At 70.7% G+C, this 25,762-nt stretch carries 18 protein-coding genes and 5 tRNA genes; 12 read left to right on the plus strand and 11 right to left on the minus strand.

Going from position 1 to position 25,762, the window contains the following annotated elements; all coding sequences use genetic code 11:
- Positions 1 to 56: 56 nt before the first annotated feature.
- Together ACIP64_RS27830 and bldC are read left to right on the plus strand one after the other, a co-directional pair.
- Complete coding sequence (locus ACIP64_RS27830; RefSeq protein WP_401591912.1) at positions 57 to 944, plus strand: hypothetical protein; 888 nt, start codon at positions 57 to 59, stop codon at positions 942 to 944.
- A gap of 479 nt (positions 945 to 1,423) precedes the next feature.
- Positions 1,424 to 1,630 carry a developmental transcriptional regulator BldC gene (gene bldC, locus ACIP64_RS27835; RefSeq protein WP_003949541.1) on the plus strand — a complete coding sequence of 69 codons (207 nt, stop codon included), beginning with the start codon at positions 1,424 to 1,426 and terminating at the stop codon, positions 1,628 to 1,630.
- A 545-nt stretch (positions 1,631 to 2,175) separates the two neighbouring features.
- Here the strand turns inward: bldC and ACIP64_RS27840 are convergent.
- Both ACIP64_RS27840 and hrpA read right to left on the minus strand, forming a co-directional pair.
- Positions 2,176 to 2,250 (minus strand) — tRNA-Asp (locus tag ACIP64_RS27840).
- A 113-nt stretch (positions 2,251 to 2,363) separates the two neighbouring features.
- On the minus strand, positions 2,364 to 6,281 hold the full coding sequence (gene hrpA, locus ACIP64_RS27845; protein ID WP_401591914.1) for an ATP-dependent RNA helicase HrpA: 3,918 nt from the start codon (positions 6,279 to 6,281) through the stop codon (positions 2,364 to 2,366).
- A gap of 253 nt (positions 6,282 to 6,534) precedes the next feature.
- Here hrpA and ACIP64_RS27850 point away from each other — a divergent pair, with 253 nt between their 5' ends.
- A complete protein-coding gene (locus tag ACIP64_RS27850) occupies positions 6,535 to 7,302 on the plus strand; it encodes a glucose 1-dehydrogenase (protein WP_360900450.1) in 768 nt (255 codons plus the stop codon).
- A gap of 90 nt (positions 7,303 to 7,392) precedes the next feature.
- On the opposite strand, the gene ACIP64_RS27855 is transcribed toward ACIP64_RS27850, so the two are convergent.
- The 5 genes from ACIP64_RS27855 to ACIP64_RS27875 all read right to left on the minus strand — a co-directional run bounded on the left by ACIP64_RS27855 (position 7,393) and on the right by ACIP64_RS27875 (position 9,700).
- Positions 7,393 to 7,466 (minus strand) — tRNA-Phe (locus ACIP64_RS27855).
- Between the two features lie 4 nt (positions 7,467 to 7,470).
- Positions 7,471 to 7,545 (minus strand) — tRNA-Asp (locus ACIP64_RS27860).
- A 49-nt stretch (positions 7,546 to 7,594) separates the two neighbouring features.
- Positions 7,595 to 7,667: transfer RNA gene (locus tag ACIP64_RS27865), tRNA-Glu, on the minus strand.
- A 79-nt stretch (positions 7,668 to 7,746) separates the two neighbouring features.
- Positions 7,747 to 9,312, minus strand: coding sequence for a metallophosphoesterase (locus ACIP64_RS27870; RefSeq protein WP_401591916.1), 1,566 nt, complete (start codon positions 9,310 to 9,312; stop codon positions 7,747 to 7,749).
- A gap of 37 nt (positions 9,313 to 9,349) precedes the next feature.
- The gene (locus ACIP64_RS27875; RefSeq protein WP_401591918.1) at positions 9,350 to 9,700 is read right to left on the minus strand and encodes a metallopeptidase family protein; all 351 of its coding nucleotides are present in this window, start codon (positions 9,698 to 9,700) and stop codon (positions 9,350 to 9,352) included.
- A gap of 792 nt (positions 9,701 to 10,492) precedes the next feature.
- On the opposite strand from ACIP64_RS27875, the gene ACIP64_RS27880 reads away from it, so the two are divergent.
- From ACIP64_RS27880 to ACIP64_RS27910, 7 genes are all read left to right on the plus strand, one after another.
- Positions 10,493 to 10,993: a hypothetical protein gene (locus ACIP64_RS27880; RefSeq protein WP_401591920.1), complete on the plus strand. Its 501-nt coding sequence runs from the start codon at positions 10,493 to 10,495 to the stop codon at positions 10,991 to 10,993.
- A gap of 197 nt (positions 10,994 to 11,190) precedes the next feature.
- Positions 11,191 to 13,350 carry a DEAD/DEAH box helicase gene (locus ACIP64_RS27885; protein ID WP_401591922.1) on the plus strand — a complete coding sequence of 720 codons (2,160 nt, stop codon included), beginning with the start codon at positions 11,191 to 11,193 and terminating at the stop codon, positions 13,348 to 13,350.
- A gap of 355 nt (positions 13,351 to 13,705) precedes the next feature.
- Positions 13,706 to 16,624: an FG-GAP-like repeat-containing protein gene (locus ACIP64_RS27890; protein WP_401591924.1), complete on the plus strand. Its 2,919-nt coding sequence runs from the start codon at positions 13,706 to 13,708 to the stop codon at positions 16,622 to 16,624.
- Between the two features lie 11 nt (positions 16,625 to 16,635).
- On the plus strand, positions 16,636 to 17,163 hold the full coding sequence (locus ACIP64_RS27895; RefSeq protein ID WP_401591926.1) for a thioredoxin family protein: 528 nt from the start codon (positions 16,636 to 16,638) through the stop codon (positions 17,161 to 17,163).
- On the plus strand, positions 17,154 to 17,690 hold the full coding sequence (locus ACIP64_RS27900) for a hypothetical protein (protein WP_401591928.1): 537 nt from the start codon (positions 17,154 to 17,156) through the stop codon (positions 17,688 to 17,690). Before ACIP64_RS27895 ends, ACIP64_RS27900 begins: the two co-directional genes overlap by 10 nt.
- Positions 17,691 to 17,794: 104 nt before the next feature.
- On the plus strand, positions 17,795 to 19,318 hold the full coding sequence (locus ACIP64_RS27905) for an amino acid permease (protein ID WP_401591930.1): 1,524 nt from the start codon (positions 17,795 to 17,797) through the stop codon (positions 19,316 to 19,318).
- 92 nt (positions 19,319 to 19,410) lie between these two features.
- Positions 19,411 to 19,483: transfer RNA gene (locus ACIP64_RS27910), tRNA-Lys, on the plus strand.
- An 815-nt stretch (positions 19,484 to 20,298) separates the two neighbouring features.
- Here ACIP64_RS27910 and ACIP64_RS27915 read toward each other — a convergent pair.
- The 3 genes from ACIP64_RS27915 to ACIP64_RS27925 all read right to left on the minus strand — a co-directional run bounded on the left by ACIP64_RS27915 (position 20,299) and on the right by ACIP64_RS27925 (position 22,065).
- Positions 20,299 to 20,652 (minus strand): ASCH domain-containing protein, encoded by a 354-nt coding sequence (locus tag ACIP64_RS27915; RefSeq protein ID WP_401591932.1) that lies wholly within the window; start codon positions 20,650 to 20,652, stop codon positions 20,299 to 20,301.
- Positions 20,653 to 20,881: 229 nt separating this feature from the next.
- A complete protein-coding gene (locus ACIP64_RS27920; RefSeq protein WP_401591934.1) occupies positions 20,882 to 21,421 on the minus strand; it encodes a hypothetical protein in 540 nt (179 codons plus the stop codon).
- A complete protein-coding gene (locus tag ACIP64_RS27925; RefSeq protein WP_401591936.1) occupies positions 21,418 to 22,065 on the minus strand; it encodes a DUF433 domain-containing protein in 648 nt (215 codons plus the stop codon). The genes ACIP64_RS27920 and ACIP64_RS27925 overlap by 4 nt, the downstream gene beginning before the upstream one ends.
- A gap of 470 nt (positions 22,066 to 22,535) precedes the next feature.
- Between ACIP64_RS27925 and ACIP64_RS27930 the strand changes: the two genes are divergently transcribed.
- Entirely contained in the window at positions 22,536 to 22,709 is a 174-nt protein-coding gene (locus ACIP64_RS27930; RefSeq protein WP_401591938.1) for a hypothetical protein, read from the plus strand.
- A gap of 65 nt (positions 22,710 to 22,774) precedes the next feature.
- Here the strand turns inward: ACIP64_RS27930 and ACIP64_RS27935 are convergent, their stop codons facing one another.
- Positions 22,775 to 23,332 (minus strand): FxLYD domain-containing protein, encoded by a 558-nt coding sequence (locus ACIP64_RS27935; protein ID WP_401591940.1) that lies wholly within the window; start codon positions 23,330 to 23,332, stop codon positions 22,775 to 22,777.
- A gap of 319 nt (positions 23,333 to 23,651) precedes the next feature.
- Between ACIP64_RS27935 and ACIP64_RS27940 the strand changes: the two genes are divergently transcribed.
- The gene (locus ACIP64_RS27940; protein WP_401591942.1) at positions 23,652 to 25,511 is read left to right on the plus strand and encodes a hypothetical protein; all 1,860 of its coding nucleotides are present in this window, start codon (positions 23,652 to 23,654) and stop codon (positions 25,509 to 25,511) included.
- The last annotated feature ends 251 nt before the right edge of the window (positions 25,512 to 25,762 follow it).

Here is a 25,762-nt window from a genome sequence, read left to right on the forward strand (position 1 = left end):
GTGCGCATGCTCCCAGTGTCGTGGATCACTCCCGGTGGGGGAAGCGGCGTGGGACGATGCAGGGCGTATGCCGTCGTGAGGGAGCGGGTGTGGGCTTGTCTTCGGTACTGGTCCCGTACGCGTCGTATCTGCGCGTGTACGAGCCGCTGGCGGCCTTTCCGGAGCCCGAACGGGGCCGTTGGTACCGGTATGCCGCGGCGGGTGCGGAACGGACCGCACAGGACGAACTGCGCCAGTCCCTGGCGGACCTCCTGCCCGTCCCCCCGGTGCCCGTTCCGGTGCACGAGAGCCGGGACGCCTTCGTGGCCGTCGTCGACGGTGTGACGCACGTCTGCCCCTGGCGCACCCGGCTGCGCGGCTGGCTGGCCCTGGAGGAGCTCACCGAGGAGTTCCCCACCGCGGTGCTGGACGCCGTGCTGCCCAAGGTCGTGCGGGAGCAGGCGGCGGCCGACTTCGCGGCGTGGCGGGCGGAGAAGCCGGAGAACGCCGACGCGCGGCCGTGGATCCGCAGCGCGACCTGGCATGTCCCGGTGCGCTGGTTCACGTTGTTCGACGACTCGGAGCGGGAGTACGAGCCGGCCGGCGCCGGCGAGTCCAAGCAGCCGGTGATGCGCTACCGGACCCCCATGGTGCAGGCCCGCCGGCGCACGGCGCGCGGCCTTCGGGTGCTGAAGGATTCACTCGAAGAGGGTGCACTGATCGACGGCCTGGTGGATGTGGGGCGCTGGCTGGAGGAGTTCCACCCGCGGTCGCTCGTCGAGCTCGACTACGGCGGTCTCGTCCACGTGATCTCCCAGGAGCGGCTCGCCGAGGACCACTCGGCCACCGATGTGGCCGACGCGCTGGCGGCGCTGCGCGACGGGGACGGCGACCGGGCCGGTGAGGCGTACGAGCGTCTCACCGATCGCTGGCGGGCTGTCCGGGAGCTCCAGTACGCGAGTTGAGGGACCGTCGGAAGTCCTGTGGCCGGGGGACCTTGGTCCCGAGTACGGTCGACCGGTACCTTTGGCCTAAGGGTGACGTAAAGCACCTTTGGGGGGCTTGCCCTCATCCCTACCCCCCATGACAATATGGGACATCGGGTCCGTAAGGACCTTATTCCGTCTGCTTGGGCGGAATGTCCGGTATTGCATCCCTTGAGGTGGGGCTGTTGCTCGTGGGTTGGCTGTGACTGATCGTCACTCAGGTGTGACTGTCCGTTATGGCCCGGTCCATCGGCTTCCGTCGAGCTTAGACACCTCGGAGGGCAAATCCATCGGTTTGGCCGACACGGCTGGACAGATGGTGTAGTTGTAGTGCCGAGGACAAGCCGTTCGTCCTATTACCGACTCGGCCCGCGTCCGCCATTTCGGGCAACGCGGGTCAAGGTGCAGAATTTAGAGGAAAGAACCGTGTTGGTTCGGTTCTCTCGAGGAGGCCGCTCATGACCGCTCGCACCCCTGATGCCGAGCCGCTGCTGACCCCCGCTGAGGTCGCCACGATGTTCCGCGTGGACCCGAAGACGGTCACGCGCTGGGCCAAGGCTGGCAAGCTCACGTCCATCCGCACGCTCGGCGGGCATCGCCGCTACCGCGAGGCGGAGGTCCGTGCACTGCTGGCGGGCATTCCGCAGCAGCGCAGCGAGGCCTGACCTGATCCAACGGGCGCTCGTGCAGGGCCCCCAACCTGCCGAAACGTCCGCTCCAACGGCTCCCTGCCCCCATCGGGGAAGCCCAAGGGAACTCAGATCGCACCGGAGTCCGCCGGCTCCGGTGCGATCTTTTTTGTGCGCCTCATGTGTCCGTCTTGTGCAGACGTGAGGCTCATGGGCACGGTGCAATTGCACATATTAAATTGACGGTTCCCCAGGAGCCCTCAAGTTCCCCCAGAGTCGGAACTTTTGACGTGACTCCCGTCACATGCCCAGGCCTTGCCCCGGATGTTCCCGGTGCGGTAGTGACGTTCCGCACGTCGTGCGGTGTGCGTTGTGCGGCCGCCGGACCCGGCAGGCGGTCCCCGGCGGCCCCGGCGGGTCGGTGGCGGCCCCAACCGCCCGTGGAGGACCGGACGGTGGAGCCGGATGCCGTCGGCCGTCCGCCGACCCGCCCGGCGGCCGTCCGTCGCCGGCTGAGGCCATGAGCCAGACGTACCACGCAAGAAGGCCCGGATCCAGGGGATCCGGGCCTTCCTTTACTGCGGTCCTGACGGGATTTGAACCCGCGGCCTCCACCTTGACAGGGTGGCGAGCACTCCAAACTGCTCCACAGGACCAGGTTTCGCCGCCCTCTTTCCTGGCGACGAGGATGACTGTACAGCAGGTCAGAGGGTGAAAGCGAACCGGATACCGGGCGGCCTGCGAGCGGACCGCCGGGGTCCCCCGGGGGTCAGCCCCAGGCCTCGTCCAGCGCCTTGAAGATGCGCTTGTCGGAGACCGGGAACGCGGTGCCGAGGGCGTGCGCGAAGTAGCTCACCCGCAGCTCCTCGATCATCCAGCGGATGTCGCTCACCCGATCGGGGACGGGACGCCCGGCCGGCCGCGCGGCGAGCAGCTCGGCGTACTCGGCCTGGATCTCCCGGACCTTCTCCATGCGCGTGGTGTCGCGCTGGGCGCCGCTGGGCATCTGCTGCAGCCGCCGGTCCACCGCGACCAGGTAGCGCATCAGGTCCGGCAGCCGGCGCACCCCCGTGCCGGTCACGAAGCCGGGGTGCACCAGGGCCGCCAGCTGCTCCTTGACGTCCGCGAGGTTGGCGACCAGCGCCAGGCTCTGGGTGGCCTTCAGACGGCGCTCACAGGCCTGCCAGGCGGCCAGCACCTGCCGGACCTGCCCCACCGCCTTGATGGTCAGCTCGACCAGCTCCGCGCGCACGGAGTCGTAGAGCTTGCGGAAGGACTCCTCGTCCCAGACCGGTCCGCCGTTGTCGGCGATGAGCCGGTCGGCGGCGGCGGTCACGCAGTCGTCGAAGAGGGCGGCCACCGAGCCGTGCGGGCTGCGCGACAGGGCGAGCTTGTCCTGGTTGGACAGCCGGTCCGCGACGAACTTCGCCGGGTTGGCGGGCACGTTCAGCAGGATCAGCCGGCGGGTGCCGCGCCACATCGCCTCGGCCTGCTCGGCCTCGGTGTCGAAGAGCTGCACACCCACGCTCTCGCCCTCGTCCACCAGCGCCGGGTACGCCTTGACCGGCTGCCCGGCCCGCCGGGTCTCGAAGGTGCGCGGCAGGGTGCCCACGGTCCACTGCTTCAGACCCGTGCGCCGCTCGATGCCGATGGAGCCCGCCGCGTCGAAGGCCTTGCTGATAGCGGCCTTGGTCTTCGGCCGGAGGCTGAGCTTGAGCGCCTCCAGGTCCTTGTCCTCGGCCAGTTTGCGGCGCCGCTCGTCGGTCACCCGGAAGGTGATCTTCAGATGGTCGGGCACCTTGGCGAGGTCGAAGTCCTCGGCCGTGACCGGCACGCCCACCATGCGCTGCAACTCCCGCGCCAGCGTCTCCGGGAGAGGGTCCTGCACCGGTACGACACGGTCCAGGAACGCCTTCGCGTAGTTCGGCGCCGGTACGTAGTGCCGGCGGATCGCCTTGGGCAGCGAGCGGATGAGCTCGGTGACGACCTCCTCGCGCAGGCCCGGGATCTGCCAGTCGAAGCCGTCCGGGGTGATCTGGTTGAGCACCTGCAGCGGGACGTGGACGGTCACGCCGTCCGCGTCGGCGCCGGGCTCGAACTGGTACGTCACCCGCAGCTTGAGCTTCCCCTGGCGCCACGAGTCGGGGTAGTCGTCCTTGGTGACGGCCTCGGCGTTCTCGTTGATGAGCATGGAGTGCTCGAAGGTGAGCAGCTCCGGCTTCTCGCGGCGCTCATGCTTCCACCAGGAGTCGAAGTGCGCCCCGGAGACGACATGTTCGGGCACCACGCGGTCGTAGAAGTCGAAGAGCGTCTCGTCGTCCACGAGGATGTCGCGGCGCCGCGCCCGGTGCTCCAGCTCCTCGACCTCCGCGAGCAGTTTGCGGTTGTCGTGGAAGAACTGGTGGTGGGTCCGCCAGTCGCCCTCGACCAGCGCGTTGCGGATGAACAGCTCGCGGCTGGTCTCCGGGTCGATCTTCCCGTAGTTGACCTTGCGGTCGGCGACGATCGGCACGCCGTACAGCGTCACCTTCTCCAGCGCCATGACCGCGGCCTGGTCCTTCTCCCAGTGCGGCTCGCTGTAGGACCGTTTCACCAGGTGCTGGGCGAGCGGCTCGATCCACTCCGGCTCGATGCGGGCGTTGACCCGCGCCCACAGCCGCGAGGTCTCCACCAGCTCGGCGGACATGATCCAGCGCGGCGGCTTCTTGAAGAGCGACGAGCCGGGGAAGACCGCGAACTTGGCGCTGCGGGCCCCCAGGAACTCGTTCTTGCTGTCGGTGTCCTTCAGGCCGATGTGCGACAGCAAGCCGGCCAGCAGAGACTGGTGCACATGCTGGGCGTTGACCTCGTGGTCGCCCTCGGCGAGGTGGATGCCCATCGTCTTGGCGACCGTGCGCAGCTGGCTGTAGATGTCCTGCCACTCGCGGATGCGCAGGTAGTTGAGGAACTCCGAGCGGCACATCCGGCGGAAGGCGGAGGACGACAGCGCCTTCTGCTGCTCGCGGACGTAACGCCACAGGTTGAGCAGCGCCATGAAGTCGCTGGTCTCGTCCGCGAACCGGCGGTGCTTCTCGTCCGCCTGCTGCTGCTTGTCCTGGGGGCGCTCGCGCGGGTCCTGGATCGACAGGGCGGCCGCGATCACCATGACCTCGCGGACCACGCCGTTGCGCTCCGCCTCCAGCACCATCCGGGCCAGCCGCGGGTCCACCGGCAGCTGGGAGAGCTTGCGGCCGGTCTGGGTGAGCTTCTGGCCGTCCAGCGCGCCCAGTTCCTGGAGCAGCTGGACGCCGTCCTTGATGTTCCGGGCGTCCGGCGGGTCGATGAAGGGGAAGCGGGCGATGTCGCCGAGGCCAGCGGCGGTCATCTGGAGGATGACGGAGGCCAGGTTGGTGCGCAGGATCTCGGCGTCGGTGAACTCCGGGCGGGACAGGAAGTCGTCCTCGGAGTACAGCCGTACGCAGATGCCGTCCGCGAGCCGGCCGCAGCGGCCCTTGCGCTGGTTGGCGCTGGCCTGGCTGATCGGCTCGATCGGCAGCCGCTGCACCTTGGTGCGGTGGCTGTAGCGGGAGATGCGGGCGATGCCCGTGTCGATCACGTAGCGGATGCCGGGGACGGTGAGCGAGGTCTCCGCGACGTTGGTGGCCAGCACGATGCGGCGGCCCGTACCGCGCTGGAAGACCCGGTGCTGCTCGGCGGAGGACAGCCGCGCGTACAGCGGCAGCACCTCGGTGAACCGCAGCTGCCGCTTGTTGAGGGCGTCGGCGGTGTCGCGGATCTCCCGCTCGCCGGAGAGGAAGACCAGGATGTCGCCGGGGCCCTCGGCCTGGAGCTCGTCGACCGCGTCGCAGATCGCGGTGACCTGGTCGCGGTCGTCGTTGTCGGCCTCTTCCGCCAGAAGCGGCCGGTAGCGCACCTCGACCGGGTACGTGCGCCCGCTGACCTCCACGATCGGGGCGTCGCCGAAGTGCCGCGAGAAGCGCTCCGGGTCGATCGTCGCGGAGGTGATCACGACCTTGAGGTCGGGGCGGCGGGGCAGCAGCTGGGCGAGATAGCCCAGGATGAAGTCGATGTTGAGGCTGCGCTCGTGCGCCTCGTCGATGATGATCGTGTCGTACTGCAGCAGCTCCCGGTCCGTCTGGATCTCGGCGAGCATGATGCCGTCCGTCATCAGCTTGACCAGCGTGCTGTCGCCGACCTGGTCGGTGAAGCGGACCTTCCAGCCGACCGCCTCGCCCAGCGGGGTGCGCAACTCCTCCGCGACGCGCTCGGCGACCGTGCGGGCCGCGATCCGGCGGGGCTGGGTGTGGCCGATCAGGCCGCGCACGCCGCGGCCCAGCTCCAGGCAGATCTTCGGGATCTGGGTCGTCTTGCCGGAACCGGTCTCGCCCGCGACGATCACGACCTGGTGGTCCCGGATCGCCTCGAGGATCTCGTCCTTCTTCCGGCTGACCGGCAACTGCTCCGGGTACGAGATCGCGGGTATGGCCGTGCGCCGTGCCTCGACCTTGAGCGAGGCCTTGTCGATCTCGGCCCCGATCTCCGCCAGCACCGCGGTCCGGGCCTCCGGCTTGCGAATACGGCGTGCGCCGTCCAGACGGCGGCCGAGGCGCTGCGCGTCGCGCAGGGTCAGCTCGGTCAGCCGGGTGCCGAGCTCGGCGAATGCGGGGGTGGGGGGCTGCGTAGACATACGCGTTCCAGCATCGCATTCGGTGCGGCCCGCGGGCGAACCCATTTAGGTCACGCACCCCCGGCGCGCGACACCTGTGCGATGCGCGGGTGCCCCCGGGGGGCGGGCCGCGACATGCGGCATCCCCGGACCAGGGAGACGATCGAGGAGCGGAGTCCCCCCGGGAAGCGGACCGTACCGCCTCGCTCTCCCGCGGACCGGGGCTCCGCGCGCGTGATCCACGACCCGGCACGTCCGCAGGAAGGACCCCACCATGGCCGCTCCCACCGTTGTGATCACCGGCGCGCTCACCGGCATCGGCCGTGCCGCCGCGGAGGCCTACGCGCGCCAGGGCGCGAACGTCGTGGTCTCCGGCCGCCACCAGGAGGCCGGCGAGCAGCTCGCCGGGGAGCTGGGCGCGCTCGGCGGCCGGGCGGAGTTCGTCAGGACCGATGTGCGCCTGGAGGCCGAGGTGCAGCGGCTGATGGAGCACGCCGTGCAGACGTACGGGAAGATCGACGTCGCCTTCAACAACGCCGGCACCGAGGGCACCCCCGGCGGCGTCGAGGACATCACCGACAAGGAGTACGACGACGTCTTCGACACCAATGTGCGCGGCACGGTGCTGAGCATGAAGCACGAGTTCCGCGCCATGAAGCAGGGCGGCGGCGGCAGCATCGTCAACATCAGCTCCACCTACGGCCAGATGGGCTTCCCGGGCGCCTCCCTGTACGTGGCCAGCAAGCACGCCGTCATCGGCATCACCAAGGTGGCGGCCATCGAGGGCGCGCTGCACGGCATCCGGGTGAACGCGGTGGCTCCCGGCTTCACCCGCACCGCCATGTACGAGCGGGTCACCGCCTCGGACGCGTTCCGCCAGGCGGTGGACTCCATCCTGCCGCTGCACCGCCCGGGCACCCCGGAGGAGATCGCGGACGCCGTGGTGTTCCTCGGCTCCGACAAGGCCTCGTACATCACCGGGCAGACCCTCACCCTGGACGGCGGGCTCATGGCCGGCTGGCCGCTCTTCCCGGTCGGCTGACCTCGCGCGCCGCGGCGCCGGTGCCATGGACACAACGCAGAACCCCCGCCGAGGAATCTCGGCGGGGGTTCCTGCCCTTGCGGGCTGCTGTGGCTGGGGCCGGGGTCGAACCGGCGACCTATCGCTTTTCAGGCGATCGCTCGTACCAACTGAGCTACCCAGCCAGCGCGGTCCTGACGGGATTTGAACCCGCGGCCTCCACCTTGACAGGGTGGCGAGCACTCCAAACTGCTCCACAGGACCTTGCTTTGCGCTTCTCTGTGCGAGACACAGTCTCGCACAGGTCAGTGCGTGCCCCCAACGGGATTCGAACCCGTGCTACCGCCTTGAAAGGGCGGCGTCCTGGGCCACTAGACGATGAGGGCTGATGGCCCGCCGGGCGGTGTTTCGGCCGTCGGGGACGTGAGAAGCATATGGGATGCAGCGGGGGATCGCCAAAACGCTTTAGCCCGCGCCCGTCGGGCGGACCGCGGGGGACGGTTCCCGCCCCGGCGTCACCTCCTCCGGCAGATGGCGGGAGACCTCGGCCGTCGACTGCCCCAGACCGCCCAGCGTGATCTCGTCCCAGGCCTGCAGGGCGTGGGTGTCGCGGTCCAGGTAGAGCACCGACGCCTCCACCTTCTGCGGCGTGTCGCCCTCCACGGCGCGCAGCCCGCCGCCGCCCGTCGTGCCCTGCACCATCAGGCGGCTGCCGTGCTGCAGGACGCTGACGTCGCGCTGATGGGTGTGCCCGGCCAGGATCAGCGGGACGGTGCCGTCCGCCTGGGCGGCCGCGATGGGGTTGTGGGCGATGGCGATGTCGACCGTCCGGCCGGCCGCGTCCTGCCGCCGGATGGAGTCGGCCAGCCGCTGCCCGGCCCGGCGTTCCGCCGCGTCGCCCGCCGCCTCGACCGAGCGGTCGGGGGTGAACTGCGGGTCGCCGATACCGGCGATCCGCAGCCCCTTCACGACCGCCGACTCCCCGTTGTCCACCACGACGGCCCCCTTGCGCGCCGCCACCGCGCGCTGGCTGTCCATGGAGTCGTGGTTGCCGCGCACGAAGACATAGGGCGCGCCCAGGTCCGGGATCGCGGAGGTGAAGCCGTTCTCGGCGGTGGTGCCGTGGTCCATCAGATCGCCGGTGTCGATGATGACGTCGATCCGGTACTCGGCGACGACGGACTGGATGATCTGCCAGGCCGCCGGGTTGAGGTGGATGTCCGAGACGTGCAGCACCCGCAGGGTCGACGGGTCGGGGCTGTACGCGGGCAGCGTGGAGGTCGCGTCGTACAGCCGGGTCATGTTGGTGACCAGGCGTGCCAGCTCCTGCTGGTAGACGTCGAAGTCGCTGACGATGCTGCGGGCGTTGCCGACCACGGACGGCGCGCTGCTCAGCAGCCCGGAGAACTTGGGCTCCAGGACGCTGCGCGGGTTCCACGTCCCGTACGCCGTGCCCGCGCAGGCCGCCAGCACCGCCAGCGACAGACCGCCGGCGGCCAGCGCCCTGCGCGGTGTGCGGTAGACGGCCAGGCCCAGGGCGGTGGCGCCGGTCAGCACGGCCAGCGTTGTGCGCAGCGCGAGCTGCACGGTGCTGTTCCGCACGTCCGTGGCGATCTCGTCCTGGAGCCCGCTCAGCCGCTCCGGGTGCCGGACCAGGGCCTGGGCGCGCTCGGGGTCGAGGGTGTCGACGTCCACCACCAGCCGCAGCGGCCCGTCGTGGCTGTCCAGCTGAAGGGCGCCCAGCGGCGCCACGTTCACCCTGGTGTCCCCGGTCCACGACGGGTGCAGGGACATCCGGGTGTTCATCGGCCCCACCGGTTCCTTGATGCTCCCCAGCACCACCAGCCCGAGCCAGCCGCCGATCAGGGTGACGGCGACCAGCGCGAGCGCGGTGAGCCAGGGACGGCGCGGCGCGCCGAGCTCGGGGACGGCGGGGGCGGCGGGACCGGTGCGGGGAGAGACCGAGGGGGAGGAGCGCCGAAGGGTACGGCGCAGCGCGGACCGGACGCGGTGCGGCAGATCTCGGAGCATTGCCGACGTATGCCCTTCTCCTCCCCGGCGTATGCCGTCAGCCCCAGCCCAGCTCGTGGAGGCGCTCCTCCTCGATGCCGAAGTGGTGCGCCACTTCGTGGACGACGGTCGTGGCGACCTCCTCCACGATCTCCTCCGCGGTGGAGCACAGCCGCAGTGTCGGACCCCGGTAGATCGTGATGCGGTCCGGCAGCACCCCGGCGTACCACTCGCCGCGCTCGGTCAGCGGAGTTCCCTCGTACAGGCCGAGCAGTTCGGGGTCGGCCGGGTCGGGTTCGTCCTCGACGAACACCGCCACGTTGTCCATGACCCGGGCCAGCTCGGGGGGGATCCGGTCCAGCGCGTCGCTGACCAGTTCCTCGAACGCTTCGCGCGACATCTCCAGCACACCGCCCATTGTCCGGGACGGCCGGTCGATCGGGCAGTGTCCGACGCGGATCGGATCACACGGGCGCGGCACCCCGCGAAGGCGCGACCGCGCCCGACCCTGGTCGGCGCGCCGCACAATCCGGTGCCGAGTCGGAGTCGGAGCCGCGCGGACGCCCCGGCGGCGACATGCCGCCCCAGGGGCGCGGGGAACGGCGCGACCAGCCCGAGCGGACCCGCCACGGCCCCACGCAGGGCAGCCCGCGGTACCCGTGCGGGGGACCGCCGGTGACCGCGCCCGGGATTCGTGCCGCGCCTGGACCGCACGGTCCGTCAGATGACGCAGGAGTGCGCCGATCGCGGCCCCGATCGCGACGAGCAGTCAGTTCATCCGCGGTCCCTTCGGTCGGTGCCGCGCACGGCCGCGGCCGGAGAGCGGTGACCTGCGTCACGCCCTCTCCGCGTGGCGGGACGGCGACGTGGCCGGCAGTCGCTGCACGCCGAGCGCCGCGCAGCCGGCCGCGTTCACCAGGAACGCCGCCCCCGGGAAGGCCCGCCGCGGTGGGCCGCGACAGCCCCGCCCCGGAGCGGGCGAACGTCCCGGCCGCCCCGGCGTGCGCGGCGGGTCGCGCCCCTGCCCAGGACGGTGTCCGGGCGCCGCGGCGGGAGGGCCGGCCGGGGGGCGTGCGGCCGTGTGCGTGTCCCCAGGGGCCGCGGGCCCGTTGGGCAGCGCGGAACCCGCTCCGTCGGGCGACTGCCTCCGGAGCCTCCTTAGATGTCCCTCCACTCTCCTCAGACCTTCCGAGGTGCTCCCGTGACCCCTGCCACAGCCCGCGCGCGCACGGCGGCCGTACTGCTTCTCCCCGTACTCGCCCTGGGGTCCCTGACCGGCTGCATGACCGTCGGCGGCACGGGCAGCGACGCCAAGCCCGACGGGGTCTCCTCCGGGATCGCCGGTGAGGACGGCGGGGCGGGCGGCACCGGCTCGGACGGCGGTCTGGGCCTGCCCGCCGCCGTTCCGGGCGCCCCCGTGGGCCGGCCGGGACGGCCGGGGCACTCCCCGTCGGCCTCGGGATCCCCGTCGGCGACCGCGCAGGAGTCCGTGCCGGGGCCGACGCAGGGCCCTGGCGGCCCGCACAGCGGCAAGCCCTCGGGGCGGCCGTCGTCCTCGCCCCGGCCCTCCACGCCGGCGTCCCCGACCGAACGGCCCTCGACCTCGTCGTCGCCCGGCGGCGAGTCCTCGGCGCCGCCCTCCGGCGGCCCCTCGCCCGAACCGTCGCCCTCCAGCGCGCCCTCCGCGAACGGGGCTGTCTGAGGCGTCCAGGACCGAATTGGCCAAAGCGGTCTTCTATGCGTATGCTGGCAGATCGTTTGATCCCCTTGCCCGGCGCCGAACCGAGACGCGCCGCGTTGGCGCGTTCCTTTTCTCCTGTGGCTGACCGCATAGAGGCGGTTGTAAGCAACCTCCGGAGCTGGCGCGTGCCGAAATCTCCGAGAGGTTTTAGCTTCAGCATGTCTATTGACACTGCCGACCGTTCCGCCATGCCCTTCGACACCAACGACAGCGACACCGCTGACGCCGTCAGCACCGCTGACGCGGCCGTCACCGAGGAGCAGACCGCTCCCGAGGTCACCTTCGGCGACCTGGGCCTGCCCGAGGCCATCGTCCGCAAGCTGGCGCAGAACGGTGTCACCACCCCCTTCCCGATCCAGGCCGCGACCATCCCGGACGCCCTGGCCGGCAAGGACATCCTCGGCCGAGGCCGCACCGGCTCCGGCAAGACGCTCTCCTTCGGCCTGCCGCTGCTCACGCAGCTCTCCGGCGGCCACACCGACCGCAAGCGTCCGCGCGGTGTGATCCTCACCCCGACCCGCGAGCTGGCGATGCAGGTCGCCGACGCCCTCCAGCCGTACGGCGACGTCCTCGGCCTGAAGATGAAGGTCGTCTGCGGCGGTACGTCGATGCAGAACCAGATCTACGCGCTGGAGCGCGGCGTCGACATCCTCGTCGCCACCCCGGGCCGGCTGCGGGACCTGATCGACCGCGGCGCGTGCTCGCTGGACCAGGTGCAGATCGCCGTCCTCGACGAGGCCGACCAGATGGCCGACATGGGCTTCCTGCCCGAGGTCACCGAGATCCTCGACCTGGTTCCCCAGGGCGGCCAGCGGCTGCTGTTCTCCGCCACGCTGGAGAACGAGATCGACACGCTGGTCAAGCGCTACCTGAAGAACCCGGTCACGCACGAGGTCGACCCCTCGGCGGGCGCGGTCACCACCATGACCCACCACGTGCTGATCGTGAAGCCCAAGGACAAGGCGCCGGTCACCGCGGCGATCGCCGCCCGAAAGGGCCGCACCATCATCTTCGTCCGCACCCAGATGGGCGCCGACCGCGTCGCCGAGCAGCTGCGCGAGGCGGGCGTCAAGGCCGACGCCCTGCACGGCGGCATGACCCAGGGCGCGCGCACCCGCACCCTGGCCGACTTCAAGGACGGTTACGTCAACGTCCTGGTCGCCACGGACGTCGCGGCGCGCGGCATCCACGTCGACGGCATCGGCCTGGTGCTGAACGTGGACCCGGCCGCCGACCACAAGGACTACCTGCACCGCTCGGGCCGCACCGCCCGCGCGGGCGAGTCCGGCACGGTCGTCTCCCTGGCCCTGCCGCACCAGCGCAAGCAGATCTTCCGGCTGATGGAGGACGCGGGCGTCGACGCCTCGCGCCACATCGTCGGCGGCGCCGGCGCGTTCGACGAGGACGTCGCCAAGATCACCGGCGCGCGTTCGCTGACCGAGGTCCAGGCCGACGCGGCCGGCAACGCCGCGCAGCAGGCCGAGCGCGAAGTCGCCGACCTCACCAAGTCCCTGGAGCGCGCGCAGCGTCGGGCCTCCGAACTGCGCGACGAGGCCGACCGCCTCACCGCCCGCGCCGCCCGCGAACGCGGTGACGACCCCGAGGCCGCCGTCGCCGCCGCGCAGGCCGAGGCCGCCGAGGCGGTCGCCGCCGCTGCCGCCGCGGTCCCGGCGCAGGCCGAGGCCCCCGCGGAGCCGGCCGAGCAGCGCACCTTCCAGCGCCGCGACGACCGGGGCAACTACGAGCGCCGCCGCGACGACCGTCCGTCGTACGGCAACCGCGACCGTGACCGCGGCGACCGGGACCGGGGAGGCTACGAGCGCCGTGACGACCGCCCGTCGTACGGCAACCGTGACCGCCGCGACGACCGTCCGGCCCGTCCGTCCCACGACCGTCGCGACGACCGTCCGTCCTACGGCAACCGCGACCGCCGTGACGACCGCCCGTCGTACGGCAACCGCGAGCGCCGTGACGACCGCCCGTCGTACGGCAACCGCGAGCGCCGTGACGACCGCCCGTCGTACAACAGCCGTGACCGCCGCGACGACCGTCCGGCTCGTCCGTCCTACGAGCGCCGTGACGACCGTCCGTCGTACGGCAACCGCGACGACCGCCCGGCGGCCCGCTCCTACGACCGTCCGTTCAACCGCGACCGCCGTGACGACCGCCCGTCGTCCTTCGGCCGCGACCGCGACAACAACGACCGCCGCCCGTACGGTCGTCGTGACGACCACCGCCCCGGCACCACCGGCACCGGGACGGGCACCGGCTCCTTCGGCCGCCGTGACGACAAGCCGCGCTGGAAGCGCAACGGCTGACGCTTTTCGCCCAGCCTGAACGAAGGGGCCCGGCAGGTGAACACCACCTGCCGGGCCCCTTCGCGTACCCCCGCGGCTTCCGGGGTCTGCGAGGCGGCTGTTAAGGTCCGTGCTAATTGCGTGGGGGGTACAAGCCGGGGGGCTTGGGGGATTCCGCGGCGCCGGACGCCGCGACACCAGTGACCGCTGTGCCGCTGCGCTTCTTCGTGACTTTCAGGAGGAACGGGTGGCCAGACGTGCCCTCGTCCGTATCGCCGCCATGACCGCAGTCCTGTCGTGTGCGGTTGCCGTGGGCTTCGGTCCGCCTCAGACTCCGGCCCGGGCGGCGACGCCGCAGGAGACGGTGATCCCGGCCGTGCCTCGTACGATGCCGCGGGCGGCGTTCCTGCAGAGCGCAGGCGCCTCCGGTTTCCTGGAGTACCGGTCCGACGTTCCGGGCGGGGCCTTGTTCTGGACCCGTAACGACGGTACCCGCGAGAAGCTGGACGACCCGGGACGCCACGGTCCGGCCACAGCGGGCACCTATGGCGTCTCTGACGTCGTCGCCCTGGAGTACAAGCGCCAGGTCGTCCTGAGGGACATGGTGAACGGCACTGTGGACAACGTCACCGTGCCCACGGGGCAGACCTACATGCAGAGCTACGGGCGAACGGTCCTCACCGGCCAAGGGACTGGTGACCAGCGCGTCGGACTGCACCTTCTGCACGACGCCCACGGCACCACCGTGGACGTCCCGGTCACTGGGCTGCCGGAGGGTTCGGTCCTTCCTTCCTACCCGGACGGATCCAGTGACGGATTCCTGTTGTACGTCGACCTCCCCGGCGCCTCCACGGCCGCCTACGCCTGGGTCGATCTGACCGATGGGGAGACGGTCATGCTTCCCAAGGGAGTCGCCAACCTGAACTCGATAGTCACTGCGCAGTACGTCCTGACACAAAGGCCCGGCACGGTGACGCTCTACGCGCACGGGAACTGGGACGCTCCCGCTCACACTGTCGCGGTGCCCAGCGACGTGAGGGTTGTAGGCGCGGTGGGCGACGCCCTTGTCGTGGCACGCCACGTGCCGGAATACGGCGAGGCGGATTCGGCCAGGGCCGTATGGCGGTTGTCCGCCGTACCCTTCGACGGCTCCGCTGAGCGCACTCTGGCCACCCGTGCGTCCGAGGAGGTGGTCTCGGCTTCGGACGGTGGTCTGGTCTTCGCGGGCGGCGAGTCCGCAACCGACTACGGGATCGGGAAAATCACCGCCGATGCCGACGGGCATCCACAGGTCGCGCGCATCGTCGAGCTGCCGCCCGTGCCCATGGCCGTCGCGGAGCTCACGGTGGCCAACGGCCGACTCGTCACGTTGGAGACCGGCAATGGCCACACCACCTTCTACGGCCGTGATCTGAGCGGCATCTCACAGGTGCAGTACGGCGCGCGGCAGCAAGTGGCCCCCATGACGCGCGTTCACGACAACTGCACCGCGGAGTGCCCGCCGATCAAGGCCACCGGTGACGGGCGGATCGTGTACACGGGCGTAGCGTCCGTCGGCACCGCGCAGAGTCTCTACGTCATGAACGACGGGCCGGCGAGCGCGGTGACCGAGTACGCTACGGGCTTCTCCGGTATCGAGAACGTGGCGCTCCGGGCCGCTTCGGGCCGCACGGCGGTCGTCGGGTTTTGGAACGGCATCAACAACTACAACTTCACGGACATCGACACCGGCCGAGTCGTACGCAAGCTGCCGCAGTCACCTTGGGCTCTATGGGGACACACCCTGTGGACGCCGACGGGCACCACCGGTGTCAACGCCCAGGACGTTCGGTCCGGGGCACGGATCATGTCCTTCCCGATGACCGGCTGCACCGGTTCCGCGATCGTGAATGCGGTGAGCCACTGGGTCAACTGGTCCTGTACCGAATGGGAAAAAGTCACGTCAGCTGTCTACGACACCCTGACGAAAAAGCAGATCGCGCTTCCCCGGACCGACGGAGCCCTGCGATTCGGCGACGGATTCGTCGTGAACCGGGACCTGGCCGGTGGCTTGACGCTGTACGACTTCCACAGCGGAACCGTTGTGAAGCGACGGCTCGCCGAGCAGAGCGGCACGGCGTGGTCGGTGGACCCGTACACCGGCTACGTCGCGTATTCGGACGCCGCTCAAAACGTTCATGTCCTCAATGCCGGCGTGCCCACCTCCGCATTGAGCGTGCCGGACTCGCAGGTCGGGACAACCGTGGATACCGACTCCTCTCCCGTGGACTGGCGCGGCAAGTGGTGGCTGTCGAAGCCCGCCGCCTCGTGGAAGCTGGTGCTCAAGCACAAGGCGACCGGCGCTGTCGTGCGGACGCTGAGCGGCGGCGCTGCCCGATCCACGATCAGCGCGACCTGGGACGGCCGGAGTTCCAGCGGCGCCCTCCTGGCCAATGGTGCATACACCTGGACGCTCACCGCCGGCCCTGCCGATGGCACCGGCGCCGTGCTGACGAACTCCGGGAGCGTGAAGCTGAGTGGTGGAGCGGCTGTGCGACGGGATTTCGCGGGCGGTGACGGGTTCGGGGACCTGCTGACGCAGAGTTCCTCGGGGACCCTGGCCTTCCACCAGGGCGGTGCGGGCACGTTCTCGGGCTCCCTGTCGGGTGGCGGGTGGGCCACCTCGGTCACCGCGGTGCCGTTCGGCGACCTGAGCGGTGACCGGTGCAACGACGTGCTGGTGCGGCTCGGCAACGGGAGCCTGCGGGGGTACAAGCCGGCCTGCGGCAAGGCGCTGACGCCGTCGACGCCGTACACCGCGCTCGGCACCGGTTTCCAGCAGTACAACGTGCTGACCTACCCCGGTGACATCAGCGGCGACGGGCGGCCCGACCTGATCGGACGTCAGTCCTCCACCGGCGATGTCTACCTCTACAAGGCGACCGGCACGGGCACGCTGGCCTCGCGGGTCAAGATCGCTTCGAGGTGGACCGTCTTCAAGAAGCTTGTCGGCGTGGGTGATCTGAACGGCGACGGGTTCGGGGACCTGCTGGCGCAGGACACGTCGAACGAGTTGTGGCGCTTCTCCGGCGACGGCAAGGGGCACTTCAAGCCCCGTGTCCTGCTGGCCAGGAACTGGGGCGCCGCGTACAACGCGGTCGTCGGCGTCGGCGACATCACGGGCGACGGCAAGGCCGACCTGGTCGTCCGGGACACCGCGGGCGTCCTCTACCGCTACGGCGGCAACGGCAAGGGCACCTTCGGCGGGCGCGTGAAGATCGCGACCGGCTGGAAGGGCTACAAGGCCATCCTCTGATGGGAGAGAGCATGAGGAACGTGGTGGTGGGCGCCGCCCTGCTGGCGCTCACCGGGTGTGCCGGGACGGCGGCGCCGTCCGGCGCGGCGGCCCCGGCCCTGGTCACGAATGCGGCCGCTCCGTCGGCCTCCACGGCCCCGGAGAAGGCCGCCGGGCACGGCTACGACCCGAGTCGCGACGCGGCCGCGGACATCGCGGCCGCCCGTACGGCGGCGAAGAAGGACGGCCGTCCCGTGCTGATCGACTTCGGCGCCGACTGGTGCCTGGACTGCGTCGTACTGGGCAAGCGCTTCCAGGAGCCGGGCCCGGCCGCCCTGCTGGCGAAGTACCACGTGGTCACCGTGGACGTCGGGGAGTTCGACCGCAATCTCGATGTGGCCGCGCGTTACGTGGACCTGGAGGGCAGCGGCATCCCGGCGCTGGTCGTGCTCGATCCCGCCTCGGGCCGGATCAAGGTGGCCACGAACGAGGGCGAGTTCTCCAACGCCCGCACGATGTCGGGGGCCCAGGTCGGCGCGTTCCTCCAGCGATGGGCATAGGCGAGACGCGCGGGACGGCACGGCGCGGGGCCGTCGCGCTCGCGGCCGCCGCGGTGTTCGCGCTCACCGGCTGCGCACGGGACGGCGACGGCCCCGCGGCGCCCGCCGCGAGCGGCTTCTCGGAGGGCGGGGTCGCCGTGACCGTCCGGGTGGAGTCCGGCGACGGCGCCCTGCGCGTCGTCGCCGACCTGCGGCCGGAGCGGGCCGGGTTCCACCTCTACAGCCTCGCCCTCCCCGACGGCGGCATCGACGGCATCGGCATCCCGACCCGCATCCGCGTCGAAGGCGCGCTGCGCTCGGCGGGCCCGGCGACCACCGACGCCGAGGAGCGCGGGCTGACCCCGGAAGGCCTCGGCGTGCGCCTGCCCGTCTACCGGGACGGGCAGGTCACGCTCCGGCTCCCGGTGCGGCGTGTCGAGGGCGTGCGCGACGCGCGGGTGTTCCTCACCTACGGCGCGTGCAGTGAGACCGAGGGCTGCCTGGTGCCGGTACGCGACCGGCAGGTCACCGTGCCGCTCACCGGCTGACGGGAACGAGGCCGTTCCGCTCCCGTCGTCCGCAGGGCGAATACGGTCAATTTCAGCCAGCGGACGACGCATGCCGTGCCCCCGGCGAGGGAATCGCTCGGGGCATGACAATTCCAAAAGGATCGGACGAGACCAGAGGGCCCACCGCCCCGGTCACCGACGAGGAACGCCTCGCCCAACTCGGCTACACCCAGGTGCTGGCCCGCCGCATGTCCGCGTTCTCCAACTTCGCGGTCTCCTTCACGATCATCTCGGTGCTGTCCGGCTGCCTGACGCTCTACGCGTTCGGCATGAACACCGGCGGCCCCGCCGTCATCACCTGGGGCTGGGTCGGCGTCGGGCTGATGACCCTGGTCGTCGGCCTGGCCATGGCCGAGATCTGCTCCACCTACCCGACCTCCGCGGGCCTGTACTACTGGGCGTACAAGCTCGCCCCGGCGCGCAGCGCCGCCGCCTGGGCGTGGTTCGCGGGCTGGTTCAACGTGCTGGGCCAGGTCGCCGTGACCGCGGGCATCGACTTCGGTGCGGCGAGCTTCCTCAACGCGTACCTGGACCTGCAGTTCGGGTTCACCAGCACCCCCGGCCACACCATCGTGCTGTTCGCGGCGATCCTGCTGCTGCACGGGCTGCTCAACACCTTCGGCGTGCGGATCGTCGCGCTGCTCAACGACATCAGCGTCTGGTGGCACGTCCTCGGCGTCGCGCTGATCGTCGGCGTGCTCGCCGTCGTGCCCGACCGGCACCAGTCGACCTCGTTCGTCTTCACGCACTTCGTCAACAACACCGGCTGGGGCAGCGGCGTCTACGTCGTGCTGCTGGGCCTGCTCATGGCGCAGTACACCTTCACCGGCTACGACGCCTCCGCCCACATGACGGAGGAGACCCACGACGCCGCCACCGCCGGCCCGCGCGGCATCGTCCGCTCCATCTGGATCTCGTGGATCGCCGGCTTCGTGCTGCTGCTCGGCTTCACGTACGCCATCCAGTCCTACGACGACACCCTCGGCACCTCCACCGGCGTGCCGCCCGCCCAGATCCTCATCGACGGCGCCGGCGCCGTCGGGGGCAAGCTGCTGCTGCTCGTCGTCATCGGCGCCCAGCTCTTCTGCGGCATGGCCTCCGTCACCGCCAACAGCCGCATGATCTACGCCTTCTCGCGCGACGGCGCCCTGCCGTTCTCCGCGACCTGGCGGCACATCAACCCCCGCACCAAGACCCCCACCAACGCGGTCTGGCTCGCCGCCACCGGGGCACTCGTCCTCGGGCTGCCCTACCTGATCAACCTCACCGCGTACGCCGCCGTGACGTCCATCGCCGTCATCGGGCTCTACATCGCGTACGTCATCCCCACCCTGCTGCGCCTTCACAAGGGCGACGCCTTCGAGCGCGGGCCCTGGCACCTGGGCCGCTGGTCCCGGCCCATCGGCATCGTCGCCGTCGCCTGGGTCGGCTTCATCACGATCCTGTTCATGCTGCCCCAGGTGAGTCCCGTCACGGTGGACACGTTCAACTACGCGCCCATCGCCGTCCTGGTCGTCCTCGGCTTCGCCGCCACCTGGTGGCTGGTCTCCGCCCGCCACTGGTTCCTCCGCGACCACGCCCCCGCCCCCACCGACACCGCCGGCTGACGCCGCGGTCGCCCCCTCCGCGACGGCGACCGCGTCCAACAGGCCCAATGCGCTCGGAGCGACGGCCACCGTCCGGCTATGCTGCGGTGTGCGGGCCGTTAGCTCAATTGGCAGAGCAGTGGACTTTTAATCCATTGGTTGTGGGTTCGAGTCCCACACGGCCTACCGCTGAGGCCCAGGTCGGAGTGCATCCGGCTTGGGCCTCAAGGCTTCCTGCGGGACTTGGAGACCGCCGGCTCGGCCCACGCTCGGCCGAGATGCAATCGATCATGCGCTGCGCAGCGTGATGCCGATGCCCGAAGAGGTGCCGACAGTTGTCGCATGCGCACGCCGACTGTGTCTCAGATCACGCATGGATCGGACCCGGCCATTGTCGTGCCCGCGGATTGCTCCGTACCGCCGCCTGGGAAGTGTGCGCATGACAGCTATCTACAGGGGAGGGCGTAGTGGGTGACGAGCAACAGGTCCGCGTGGCGGCGCTCAGCGGCACTCGGGGTTGGCGCTCCGTCAGGATGCGTCCGGCCGAGTCGGCGCGCACCCTTTAAGTGCAGCCCTGTTCGTACACCACGCACGCCTGGCGGATGGGGCTGCTCAGGGACGAGGGACGGCATCGCCCGCGTCGATCCCGGCTGAGATACCGGGCTGCTCAACGGTGAATACGTGGTTTGCTGCCGGGATGACAACGGTTCCTCGGATTGCCCGGGAATTGTTGGAACGCATGCTGTGATCACGTCACGTCCCCGGACGATCCCCTCCTACACGGCGGATTACCGCCCCTTCAAGGGTGAGCCGCGCCGGACGTTGCCGTCACCTGTTGGGCGTGCTCCGCGAGCCTCTACGGGGAACGCGGTGCAGGCCCGGGGGTGCGAGCCCGATCGCTACGGTCCGGAATCCGCCACGCACTCGCGCCATGGGGATCGGCCCCCCGCCGCGGGCGAAGCGGGGGGCGAGGCCGTCCGCCTCCGGGAGGCACGGAGCGCTCAGGTCTCGATCAGCTGCATCTCGATCGCGAGAGCCCCGAGCGCCTCCTTCTCCGGCGGGTAGATCGCGCGGATGTCGGCCAGCTGCTCGTCACGGGACGACGTCGGGTTGACGTTCGCCGCACCCTCCGCGTCGAGCAGGGCCTCGAAGTCGTCGTAGGCGGTGACCCTCTTCACGACCACGTCGCACGATTCCTCGGTGCCCTTGATGCGTAAGCGGATCACCTCTCCGGCAGCGAGGTCGGCGAGGTGCGGATACCGCACCCGGACCTCGATCGACTTGCGGCCGGCGGCGACCAGGTCGAAGTACCGGCGGTACAGGTTGAGCTCACGGACACGGCCGGCGCCGCTCATCGGGTAGGCACACTCCTGGCAGTGGGGGTGGTCATCATGCGGCCAGGCTCGCCGGCCGAGTACGCCCGGAAGAAGTGCCGGGGGTCGGAAGCAGGACCTCGGCGAGGGCGGGCAGCCGGTCGACGTACTCGGCCGACGATCCCGGCCGCTCTCGCGTATCGAGCCTGGGTGGCATGTGACGAGTGACGGTCCTTCCCCGGCGCCCTGGGGCTCAGGGGACGTTGGTGCGTCAAGCGGTCGGTGTGTTGGCCGACTCCTCCGCAGATCGTTGGCGTACGACGGATGGCGCGGGCCGGTTGTCGGCGACGTCCTCTTCGGGAGCGCCGGGCCAATATCGGGGCGGGTCGAGTGTCGGGTTCGTCACCTGTAGTCGCTTCCCCCTGGTCGGGTCCACACCTGTCAGGTAGACAAGGCGCTGCCCAGCCGCTTCGGCCAACTCGTCCATTGCATGCGGGAGGCCGGCGCAGACAGTGGCAATCGAAGTTCCCAAGCCAACCAAGCCGCCATGCTTGTTGTTCTGCCGGTACTCGATCCGATGCAGGCCTGACTTGGCGATCGCAACGACCTCCGGGGACCGCTTCATCTGCTTGCTGTCGTTGGTGATGATGGCTTCAAAGCCCGCGGCTTGCGCCTTGGGGTAGAGGGGGATGTCCTTCGTCCCGGACCAGCCGGGCAGATCGTTGACATGCAGCACCTCGTGCCTGACCAAGAGAATGCGCACGATGTCGGCCATGGGCCTAGGCACGTTCTCGTCCAACAGCAGCTTCAAGCGGCAGCCTGCCCCGGCCCGTTGTCACTGGTGTAGCTGTCGACGTAGTCGCTGAAGTCCTTCGCGTCCTCAGCTGCGGCTGCGCTGACTCCGGGATAGAAGTCGTTGATCCGGTCGGGCGGGATTCCGTCACGAACCAGGGCGGCTACGTCCGCGGCAGGGATCCGGGTCCCCTCGATGACGGGCTCGCCGCCCCTGACGGACGAGTCGACCGCCACGTGGTCACGCGGCCTCAGCAAGTCGGGGATCGAACGACCGTTGCGATAGAAGGGAGCGAGTACGTCCACAAGTTCGTGGATCACCACGTTGCCTCCCCTGAGGAGGTCAACCGCACCGCCTGACTCGGCCAGGTAGAGGCTGTCGCCCTCTGCTACGAGGACGTACGACGACAGATGCTTCCGCTCCCCCAGATCTTCCCTCAGGGTGTTCAGCGCCTGGCGGATCTTCTGCAGAGACGTCTCCTGTCGCAGCTTCACGCAGGTGCGGAGCGCGACCACGTCGCGGAACGAGTACAGGATCGGGCGGGCCCGAGACACCTCAGGGATCAGGATGGCGCCCTTGCTGGCAGCGGGATTGCGCCAGTGAGCCAGTTGGCGGATGGTGGCGCCGGACAGTGCCGCCGCCAGTTTCGGTTCGTATGACACTGCGCCCACCTCCCTCCGTATGCCTACCCAGGGGGGTGTGACGCTACCGGATCACGCCGTACGGAGCCCAGACCTTTGGGCCCGACAAGCCCGGATTTCAGGCTTGCGAGGGCATTTGGGCGAAGAGGCGCTTCGAGTGCGGCAGGGTATGCATTTCATGGGTCGGGCCCAGAGAGACCAGACGCTTGCTCCGGTGTTGAGGACGACTCCCAGCAGCGTCAGGGAAAGGGGCGTGCACTGATTCCCGACCGCTTGATCGAGGGTGGAGAAGCGGGTCAGTTCACACAGATGCCGCCCGGCCGGGACTGCCGTGCCTCACGCCGCGTGCGGGTACCGGGCATGGCGGCTCCCGCGGCAGGCACAGGCTCCGGGGTGCGGGCCCACCTCGTTCGACTTACGTTCGAAGAGCCGGGTCGTGCGGGAGCGCACCCAGCACCCCAGCGCGCCAACCTCGGAAGATCGGGAATCCCATGGACCCCAAGGATCTGCACGTGGGCGACAGGGTCGCGATCAGCGGCTTCGGCAGCTTCGGGACAGGAAAGATCGAACGGCAGGCGGGAGCCGAGAAGTTCATTGTCTCCAACCCGCGGACGAAGAAGGCCGAGCAGGTCGACGCCGAGCAGATCGTCCGCGAGCTGGACTGAGGCGGAGGCCCCCAGCGCCCGTCAGGGGCGGTGGGGGCCGATCCTCGCCGGTGAGGCGGGTGGCCTCAGGAGGCGTAGCGCGTCACCTCGGTCACCCGGCACGTCACCTTGCCGGTGGCCTCCGCCGTGCCCTGCGCCTCCTCCTTGGCGGTCCGGCCCGGGCGCAGGTTGTTCGTCGCGGCGTAGCCCTCGCTGATCCGCGTGCCCTTCGCGTCGACGAACTCGACCTCCACCATGTAGTTCGACGTCTTCGAGCTGCGGTTGGTGATGGTGAGCTTCGCGCTCGGCCACGTGGTGTAGGGCTCGATCTCGCAGGCGGTGAGCGTCACGTCGCCCGTCGGCCCCGCCGGTTCCGGTTCCGTTTCCGCTTCCGCGACGCCGTCCTCGGCCTTCATCGCCGGTGCGTCGCCCGAGGCCCTGCTCGCCCCCGGCTTGGGATCGTCGTCGCTGCTGCCCCCGCTCACCGCGACCGCGACGATCCCGAAGAGGACGAACAGCAGCACGATGCCGAGGCACCCGAATCCGACGATCTTCCCCGCGCCGGACTTCCGCGGTGCCGGCGGCGGAGCGGCCCATCCCGGCTGCGGCGGTCCGGACGGCGGCGGGTACTGAGGCGGCGACATGGCGTCCCCCTGAGTCGTGGTGCATGTGGGGGCAAAACTGGCAGGACGATGCATGTGGTGGCATGTCACCACGAACTCCGTGACGCGGTCGTGACCGTATGCGGACGGATCATGCATTGTCGGGCGTACGAGGGCAGTTCGCGCCGGACGGCCGGGCCGCGGCGCGTGGGCGGGGCCCCGGGTTCCGTAACGGACGGGGCGTGTGCGCCGGAGCGGAGCGCGCCCGTATCGTTGGGCCACCGCGAGCGCCGCCGCGCGGCTCGTCCCGCCACGCTTGCGCTGCCGACGCCCATCGCACTTGCCAGGAACCGGACCTCATATGACCGCACCCTCCTTGCACAGCTCCGCCGACCTCGCCTCCCTCAGCCCCGAACTCCGGGACGACCTGCGCGGGTACGCGGACCTCGGCGGTTTCACGCTGACCGCCGCCACCCACGCCTGGTACGCCGCCGCGGAGACCATCGGCGGCCCCGAGGAGGCGCGCGCCGCCTCCACCGTTCTCACGGAACTGCGCGTCCGTGACCTGCCCGCCGTCGCCAGGGCTGCCGGCCGCATCGGCGAGGGCACGGACTTCGACGCCCCCGGCACCGTGGAGGAGACCGAACGGATCGTCGCGCTGCTGCTGCGCGTACGGTCCACACTGCGGACGCTGAGCCCCGAGGCGTACGGGCTGTCCGACGACGAACTCCACGAACTGATCGCCGCCACCGCGAACGGCGCCTGGCGGCGCGAACGCGGCCTCAAACTGTCCTGGCTGCGCCGCCGCGCCCCCGGCAAGCGCGCCCGTACCCTCGCCTCCGGACGGGCCCGGCGCGACGCCCTCCACGCCGCGCTGACCGCGACCTCCGCCGACCGCGCCGAATGGGCGGCCCTCCAGGTCCCCGGCCGCCCGGCCCTCCCCGCCGACGCGGACTTCCTCGACGAAGGTGCCCGCGCATCGCAGGCCGCCATCGAGGGCCTGGGCGAACTCGGCCGCCTCCTGCGGTCCGAGAGCGACCTCAAGACGCTCCCCTTCGACGAGCTGACCGAGCTCCTCGAGCGCCTCTCCGCCGACGAGGGCACCCTCTTCCGCCTCCCCACCCTCCGTACCGCCCGGGACCGCCTCACGGAGGCCGGCCTCACCGACGTCGTCGCGGAACTCACGGAGCGCCGCACCGACTCCGCCGCCCTCACCGCCCTCCTGGGCGACACCGCGACCGCCGGCACGGCGCCTGTCCCCGCGCCCCGGGTGCCGGCGGACGCCGACGACACCGCGGCGCCGGAGGAGGCGCCCGAGGTCGCCGATGAGCGGGAGGAGCTTGTGGCTCCGGCGGGGGTCTCCGAGCCGGAAGCCGCGACGGAGCCCGAGGCGGACGCTGTGACCCTGGCCGAGGTCGAGCCCGAGGTCGTGGTCCCCACGGCGGAAATCGATTCGGCGGCCGAGGCGGAGCCGGAGGTAGAGGAGGGGTCCCCCTCCGAGCCGGAGTCGGTGACTTCTGTGGAGCCCGAGGTCGTGGCTGCGGCCGAGCCCGAGGTCGTGGTTGCGGCGGTCGAAGCCGAGCCGGAGGTTGAGGAGGCGTCCCTCTCCGAGCCGGAGTCCGTGACTTCTGTGGAGCCCGAGGCGGCGGCGAAGGTTTCCGAGCCGGAGACCGACGTCGAGCCGGCGCCTGAGCCCGAGGTCGTGGTCGCGGCGGCCGAGGTTGAGCCGGCGGTCGAGGCGGAGCCCGAGGCCGGGGAGGCTTCCCTTTCCGAGCCGGAGTCCGACACGGTGTCGGCGGTCTCCGAGCCGGAGTCCGTGACTTCTGTGGAGCCCGAGGTCGTGGCCCCGGCGGCAGCCGAGGTCGCCGTTGAGCCCGAGCCCGAGGCCGTGACCCAGCCGGAGCCGGTGGCGGACGCGCAGCCCGACGCGGGGACTTCGGAGCCCGAGCAGCCGGTGGCGGAAGCCCCTGCGCCCGAGGCGGCAGCCGAGGAGGCGGACGGCCAGGTGCGGCCGGCGAGGCCGGCGATCGAGGCGGGGAAGGCCGTGACGGCCTACGCGCCGGAGGAGTTGGCCGCGTTGGTGCGGTGGATCGACACGGACGGCGTCGAGCGGACGGACGACGAACTGCTCCGGGCGGCGATGAAGGAGCTCGGGTTCGCCCGGCTCGGGCCGCGCATCAAGGAGGCACTGGGCGCGGCGGTCGCGGCGGCGCGGGCCTGACCGCAGCACGAGGGTGGATCGCGGCGGCGTGCGCCGCACCGTGGGGGCACTTTCCCGTCGAGGGGGGTGCCCCCACGGGTGTTTCCGCACAGGACACGTCACGCGGGCCCGCCGCACGCGCCACACCCGTGCCCACCCACCCCTCACGGAAAGGGAGTTCGCCGGGCACGGTCCCCTCCCGGCGGCACGGCCGCAATAGGCGGCGACTTCCAGATTTCACCTGAACTCTCTTGTCGTGCCCGTTTCTACGC

Source organism: Streptomyces sp. NPDC088733 (assembly GCF_044751185.1).
Taxonomy (GTDB): domain Bacteria; phylum Actinomycetota; class Actinomycetes; order Streptomycetales; family Streptomycetaceae; genus Actinacidiphila.